Below are 6,551 nucleotides of genomic sequence, written 5' to 3' on the forward strand. Positions count from 1 at the left end.
TAACCGACCGTGGTGGCCCCAAGGAGGCGGAAGCTGCGCGTGATCCGCGCCGCCCCGGCGGCGACGACAGCGCCCTTCTGCGCGGCGAGCAATTCCAGGCTGCTCGACTGCGCGAGGCGTTGCAACTCGCTTACGTCATCCTCGTGGGCGAGGGGCAGCGGCAGCACGGTGTCGCTTTTCCAATCCGCCTCCGCTCCCCGCAATCCGATCGCATTGTTGAGTTCGAGACGCGCCATCTTGCCGGCGACGGCGGCGCGGGTCGCCTCGATACGCGCCTGGCTGGCGGCGGCCTTTTCGCGGTTGAGCTGCAATTCCGTGATGTTGCCCGCGTCGTAAAAGCGCTGGGCGAGGTCTGCCGAAACCTGCAAGCCATCCGCGACCGCCGCCCGCATCTCGGCAACCTGCTGCGCTCCGACATAGCGATACCACGCCGCCTCGACGTCGAGACTGACGCCCAGGATCGACGCCGCCACCTCGTACCGGGCGCGTTCGTAGTCGAGACGGGCGAGCCGCGCCTTGGCTGGCAAGGTCAACAAATCGACCAGAGGCTCGGCGACGCCGAACACGAATTGCGATCCCGGCCCGCCCGCGAGCGCCAGGCTCGACAGGCTGATGCGCGGATTGGCGACCTGGACGGCGTCGAGAACATCGGCCCGAGCCAGTCCGAGCTCGCCATAAATCTGCTGGAGGCGCGGACTCCTGAGCATGGCAGTCTTGACGGCCAAATCCGCCGTCATCGGTTGGGCGGCGACCGATTGCTGGGCCTGTGTCTCCTGTTCGCCCTGGTCGTTTTGCTCCCAGCCCAGCGACGGCGCGCCGCGATCCGCAAGCAACTTCTCGATCGCCACATGATCCCTGCCCGGATCGAAGGTCGTGCAACCCGCAAGCACGGTCGTCACGGCCAGGATGATGATGCGCGGGGGCATCGGCCTCAGCCGACTGTGCGAGGGATTCACCATGCATTCCGCTGATTGGAAGACGCCATTGAGTAGATTCCCCCCTCGTTCCGAGATGCTGCAACTACATTCGTTATAGGGTCGTGCGGCTGAGCGGAACAGGAAAGTGTCGTAAGGGGCATTATTTCCTTTCAAAAGTCCCATTCGGAATTAGGTTGGCGTAGCGGTCTGAGGCCGCCGTTTGCGACGGCGTCAGGCACGGAGAAGTCGTAGCGGCCGAGGAAATTGATGTGACGCCAAGATATCGGCGAGAGCCGAGCGATATCGGCGGGCAGCGGCGGCGTCCCGGCCTCGCTGAGTTGGCGCACGGTTTCCTGCATGTAGACAGCGTTCCAGTGGACGATGGAGTTGAGGGCCAGACCGAGGACCCCAAGCTGCTCCTCTTGGCCCTGACGCAGAGGGCTTCTGATTTCGCCCCGATCGCCGTGATGGACGCGCCGACCGAGCTTGTGGCGCAATTCCTGCCGGTTGAGCTGAAACAATATTCGTCGCCGGAACGGCCGGTCATCGATGTATCGCAGGATATGCAGCGTCTTGATGATGCGGCCGAGTTCAGACAGGGCCTTGGCCAGCGTTGTTGGGCGGTCTTTGACCTGCAGCATTCGCATGACGCCTGCGGCCTTGAGGTGGCCGAGCTTGAGCGATCCGGCCAAGCGGATAAGGTCGGACCAGTTTTCCCGGATCAGATTGATTTTAACCCTGCCCCAGGCGGTCTGATCGAACGGCCCATAGCTCGCCTGGCGGTCGATACGCCAGAGTTTGGCGTCGCCGATGTCCGCCAGACGGGGGCTGAACCGGTAGCCCAAGAGCCAGAACAGACCGAAAATGGCGTCGGAATAGGCGGCGGTGTCGGTCATGATCTCCAGAGGATCGAGCTCGGTTTCCTGCTCCAGCAGGAGAGCCAGGACGACCAGGCTGTCGCGCAACGTGCCGGGGATGACCGCTCCGGTCAGACCGCTGAACTGATTGGAAATCATGTTGTACCAAGTGACGCCGCGCTCCTGGCCGTAATATTTGGGGTTGGGCCCGGCGTGTATGGCGCTCGACGGAGCGACAAAACGCATGCCGTCGGCGCTGGCCACCTCGCCTGCGCCCCAATGTTGGACGATATCCAGACGACTGTGAGCGGAAACGATCGCGGCGTTGGCCGCGGCGATGGTCTCGGGCCGAATGAAATTCTGACCGACCCAAGAAAGACGGTCGCGACGCAGAGCCGCAAATTCCGGGCGCACGATCGGCTCAAGACCGATGTTGCAGGCGCCGCCGACCAGGGTCGCGCACAGGCTTATCTCGAAGTGCTCGACGGTGGCCTGACGCTCGCTCAGATGCGTAAAGGACTTGGCAAATCCGGTTCGCGCCATGACTTCAAGAAAGATGTCGGGCATTCCGGCCTTCGGCATGCGCGTTTGGACGGCGGCGCGAAGTGCTCGAAGGCTCTCGGGTTCATCAAGCTTGTCGAGGGGCGTGACCACAATCCCCATCTTGTCGGCGACCGTCTCAAAACGCAGGTCCGGATTGTCGCCGGCGCGCGCAACGACATGTCGATATGCCTCGTCGAGAAGGCGGGAGAGACCGTCAATCTCAATGTCGGCTTCCAGAGATCGGCCCAGGGCGCGTGCTACCATCAACCTGGAATTGTGCCAGGACTCGCCCTCGAGCATCCCGCGCCGGGGATCCCCGTATCGGATGCCGGGCTTGGCGAACACATCGCGACGCTTGATCGCCAGACGCCACGCATCGATGATCGCGAAGACATAGGCCTTCGGGTCGCGCATCCTGCCATCGTCATCCAGGACATGTTGCCTCCACGCCTTCGAGACCGCAGCGATCGGTGCGCCGCGCATCTTGACGAGAGAGGACCAGTCGTCCACGCCCTTGAGGTAGCTGATCGCGGCCTTGACGTTTTTGCCACCTGGGGCAGCGTCGGTCTCGATGCGGGTAGCGATTTCAAAGAACAATCGCCGGGCGCTCCGCCATTTTGTTCGCAGTTGATCATAGGGCTTGGTCTCCGCGGGCTTGGCGATCGCCTCCACCTTGGACATGGCGGCCTCGATGTCGGGACGGGGCAACCGCTCGAAGAGCACATCTCGCCATTCATTGAGGGGCAGGGCGTCGTCGGTCAAAACCAACAGACCCATTGCGTGGAGCAGCATCGCGGCGCCATCGAGATCGCGCAGACTGCGCAGGCGGGCCTGTTTGTCGGCGGCTTCAGCCCCTTTCACCAAGTCGGCGAGCAGAGCCTCGGCCAGCTCGGCGGCGTCGTCCTGGGCCGCCGCTTCGAGCGTATGGAAGAGCGCGGCTACGGTCGCGGTTCGACGAGGCTCCTGAAGGGCGGCGATGGCCGAGGGCTTGCCGACGCGCGCTACCCGCGCGAGCCGCTCAAGGGTTGTGGCGGGAACGCCCCGCGGTGGCGCCGGCCGCAGATTGAACGCCCGGACCGCATCGAGCCGATCAAGGTGTCGGAAGAGTTCGGTCGGCATGCGCTTGGAGGGAACGGTCCGGAGCGCGTCCAGGGCGGCGAACGTGGATGTGTCGCCATCGTCAAACAGCGCGGCGATGCGCACGCGCTGGTCATCGCTCAAGCTGGCGACCAGATGGCGCCAAAGCCTGGTCCGCGCACGATCGCGGATCCTGCCAACCAGGCGCTCGACGACCGTGACGCCCGGCAGCAGCACCTTGTTGGCGATCAGCCAGGCCGCAGCTCGATCAATCAGGGGGCCGGGCCGATCGTCGCCGCTCCAGCAAAGGGCGTAGAGCCATCGGGTCAGCCGGAAACGTGCCACCGCGTTGTCGCCAAAGTCCGTGAAGCCGCAGTGCGTCCGGATGAGCGCGAGGTGCCGGATGCGTCGGCTTCCCGCAAAATAGGCGTCCACGTCCGTGCCGGGTTCAAGAGCGAGTTGTTCGATCACGGCCGCCAGGACCGACGCTGGGATCTCGGCGGGCGAGACTGGAAATGCGCCCAGAAACCGGGCGCTCGTCAGCATCACGGCAAAGCCGAGCCGATTGTGGTCGCCGCGCAGAGTTCCAATGAGGTCGCGATCAGTTTGGTCCAGATGGAAATATCGCGCGAGTTGATCGGCCGACGGTTCGCCATCAAAGCGGGCAAAGCCCTGACGCTGGGCGTCAGTGAGGTGACGGGTGGGCATACCGTGCGAAACTTTCAACTTTTGCGAAGGGGACGGCCCATGCCGATAAACAAGGCGAATTTCTTCGCAAAACATATGTGCGAAACAAAATTGTTTTGCAGTAACTTTCGCACAATATCTGGAGCAGTCGCATGAAGCTCGGCTACGCGCGCGTTTCCACCGAGGATCAGAACTTGGAAATCCAGCGCGGTCGGCTCTCGGAGGCGGGCTGTGAAATGATGTTCGAAGAGAAAATATCGGGGGCCGCTCGTGGCCGGCCCGAGCTTGAAAAGCTGATGGGTCACCTGCGCAAAGACGATGTTCTCGTCGTCGCCCGCCTCGATCGTTTGGCGCGATCCACCATCGAACTCCTGCACATCGCGGAACGCATCAAGGAAAAGCAGGCAGGATTACAATCGCTTGATGAACCTTGGGCCGATACCACGTCCCCGTCTGGCGTGATGATCATGACCGTATTCGCTGGGATCGCCCAGTTCGAGCGGACTCTCATATTGAGCCGAACCGAGGAGGGGCGAAAGGCGGCGATGGCGCGCGGTGTGAGCTTCGGACGCCCAAAGAAAATGCGCCCAGATCAGGCGGAGCTCGCTCGCCAACTCGTTCTCGAGGGTAAGTCCATTAGCGCCGTCGCAAGGACCTTCAACGTTCACCCGGCCACCATCTATCGCTGTATCGAGCCAAACAGTGCCTTATGACACTTTCCTGTTCCGCTCAGCCGCACGACCCTTATACGCGGCTCAACCGTTACGCCCTCACGCGCCGCCGATCTTCAGCAATTTCCGATGCAGCAGTGCGTGATCGCCCAACTTGTAACCAAGCGGGCAAAATGCGCGGACTGCCAGCCAGCACATATGCTTTGGCAACAACGCTCAGATTGAAGGACCAAGCCCATGAATCGTTATCTCGCCGCCGCCTTTGCGGGGATCGCCGCTATCGTCGGCATGACCAACGCCCAGGCCGCCACCACAATGTCGGGCGCCGGACATTACGAATGGCGCATCGTCAATCAGCGACCGGGGCCGCGGGCACCGATTGTCGCGCCGCGGCGGGTATGGATATCGTCGACGCCTTCGGAGGTGCAAGCGGCGGCCGACCGTTCGGAGGTTGCGGGACATTTTGAGTGGCGCGTCACCGTTTCGCCGGGACCGCGCGGGACACCGGTCTCCCGCCAAGTCTGGGTGCCGACCCCAACCATGATGGCTCGGGCTGGCGGGGCGGCGATGACGGCTGAACAGGGTCTCTAAGGGGATTTACCCGACAGTTAAAACGTCTGGTAATGTCTTCAATCTCTCGTAAACGAACGATTGCCGGGGACGCTGGTGCAACACGCGTGAGCAGCCGCGCAGCGGCCATTTCGCCTCTCGAAACCGTACCTTGTTTCCTTCTTCGAAATCGGGCTAGTTCGCGTCGAGTTCTCGGAGAACGCCCTTGCTCGTCGGTTACGCCCGTGTTTCCACCAGGGATCAGTCCCCTGCCCTACAAATCGACGCGCTCCATGCGGCCGGGTGCGAACGCGTGTTCACCGAAAAGGCATCGGGCGCGCAGCGCGATCGACCGGAATTGAGGGCCGCGCTAGATTACATCCGCGCCGGTGATTCCCTTGTGGTGTGGAAGCTCGACCGGCTGGCGCGCTCCGTCCGGCAGCTCGTGGAGACGGCCGAAGATCTCGCCAAGCGCGAGATTGGCCTTCGCGTGCTCACCCAGGCCATCGACACCACCAGCCCCGGCGGGCGGCTCGTTTTCCACGTCTTCGCGGCCGTCGCCGAGTTCGAGCGCGAGCTGACGCTAGAGCGCACCCACGCCGGACTTGCCCAGGCGAAGGCGTTGGGGCGACGCGGCGGGCGCAAGCCGGCGATGGGACCGGCGGAGATCAAGCGCGCCAAGGCGATGCTCGCAGACCCGACCATCGCCGTCGAGGAGGTGGCAGCGCAGCTCGGGGTGCAGCCGTCGACGCTCTACCGGCACATACCGGGTGGGCGCAGCTCGGTGGTCGCGCAGGTGTAATGGAGGCCGTCATTGTCGGCCGCGTCTTTCTTCCACCCACCCAACCCTTGGGGCTTGGCCCACGGCCCGGCAGGCAGGCAGGCAGGCAGGGGATCGTCGATCAGGCGAACAGGTCGCCGATCGCGCGCACCCGGAAGGCGTTGCGCCGGCGGCGCCGGCGATGCTCGCCAGCGTCGTGGCGCATATGGCACCGCTGGCAGAGCGCAGCGAGGTTGCGCGGTCGGTTGTCGCCGGGATCGTGGTTCAGGTGCGCGCTGGCGAGCACGACGCGCGTGACCCGCAGCGAGGCGGGCGGGTCGATGCCGGCGAAGCCCGGTTGCGCGCGTGCCAGCTCCATCGGTGCGGGCAGACGGCGAACCCCCCTGCCCTGCCCGTCGCGCCAGCGTGCGGCGTCCTCGTCCCACCACACCCCATCGCCGAGATGCAGCACGTAGCGGCCGTGCGGGCG

At 64.0% G+C, this 6,551-nt stretch carries 6 protein-coding genes; 3 read left to right on the forward strand and 3 right to left on the reverse strand.

What is annotated here, in order from left to right; translation table 11 throughout:
• Both AX724_RS17300 and AX724_RS17305 read right to left on the reverse strand, forming a co-directional pair.
• Nucleotides 1-959 (reverse strand): TolC family protein (locus AX724_RS17300; protein ID WP_197421622.1); only part of this gene is annotated, 959 nt, incomplete at its 3' end.
• A 128-nt stretch (nucleotides 960-1,087) separates the two neighbouring features.
• Nucleotides 1,088-4,102, reverse strand: a complete 3,015-nt coding sequence (locus AX724_RS17305; protein WP_037555775.1) for a Tn3 family transposase — start codon at nucleotides 4,100-4,102, stop codon at nucleotides 1,088-1,090.
• A gap of 131 nt (nucleotides 4,103-4,233) precedes the next feature.
• Here AX724_RS17305 and AX724_RS17310 point away from each other — a divergent pair, with 131 nt between their 5' ends.
• From AX724_RS17310 to AX724_RS17320, 3 genes are all read left to right on the forward strand, one after another.
• On the forward strand, nucleotides 4,234-4,794 hold the full coding sequence (locus AX724_RS17310) for a recombinase family protein (RefSeq protein ID WP_011950653.1): 561 nt from the start codon (nucleotides 4,234-4,236) through the stop codon (nucleotides 4,792-4,794).
• A gap of 195 nt (nucleotides 4,795-4,989) precedes the next feature.
• A complete protein-coding gene (locus tag AX724_RS17315) occupies nucleotides 4,990-5,343 on the forward strand; it encodes a hypothetical protein (RefSeq protein ID WP_066548713.1) in 354 nt (117 codons plus the stop codon).
• A gap of 184 nt (nucleotides 5,344-5,527) precedes the next feature.
• Nucleotides 5,528-6,103: a recombinase family protein gene (locus tag AX724_RS17320; RefSeq protein WP_066212936.1), complete on the forward strand. Its 576-nt coding sequence runs from the start codon at nucleotides 5,528-5,530 to the stop codon at nucleotides 6,101-6,103.
• A 100-nt stretch (nucleotides 6,104-6,203) separates the two neighbouring features.
• Here the strand turns inward: AX724_RS17320 and AX724_RS24205 are convergent.
• The coding region (locus AX724_RS24205; protein ID WP_066768753.1) for a hypothetical protein at nucleotides 6,204-6,551 on the reverse strand (348 nt) is incomplete at its 5' end.

Origin of the sequence: Sphingobium sp. CCH11-B1 (assembly GCF_001556865.1) — a bacterium.
GTDB lineage: Bacteria > Pseudomonadota > Alphaproteobacteria > Sphingomonadales > Sphingomonadaceae > Sphingobium.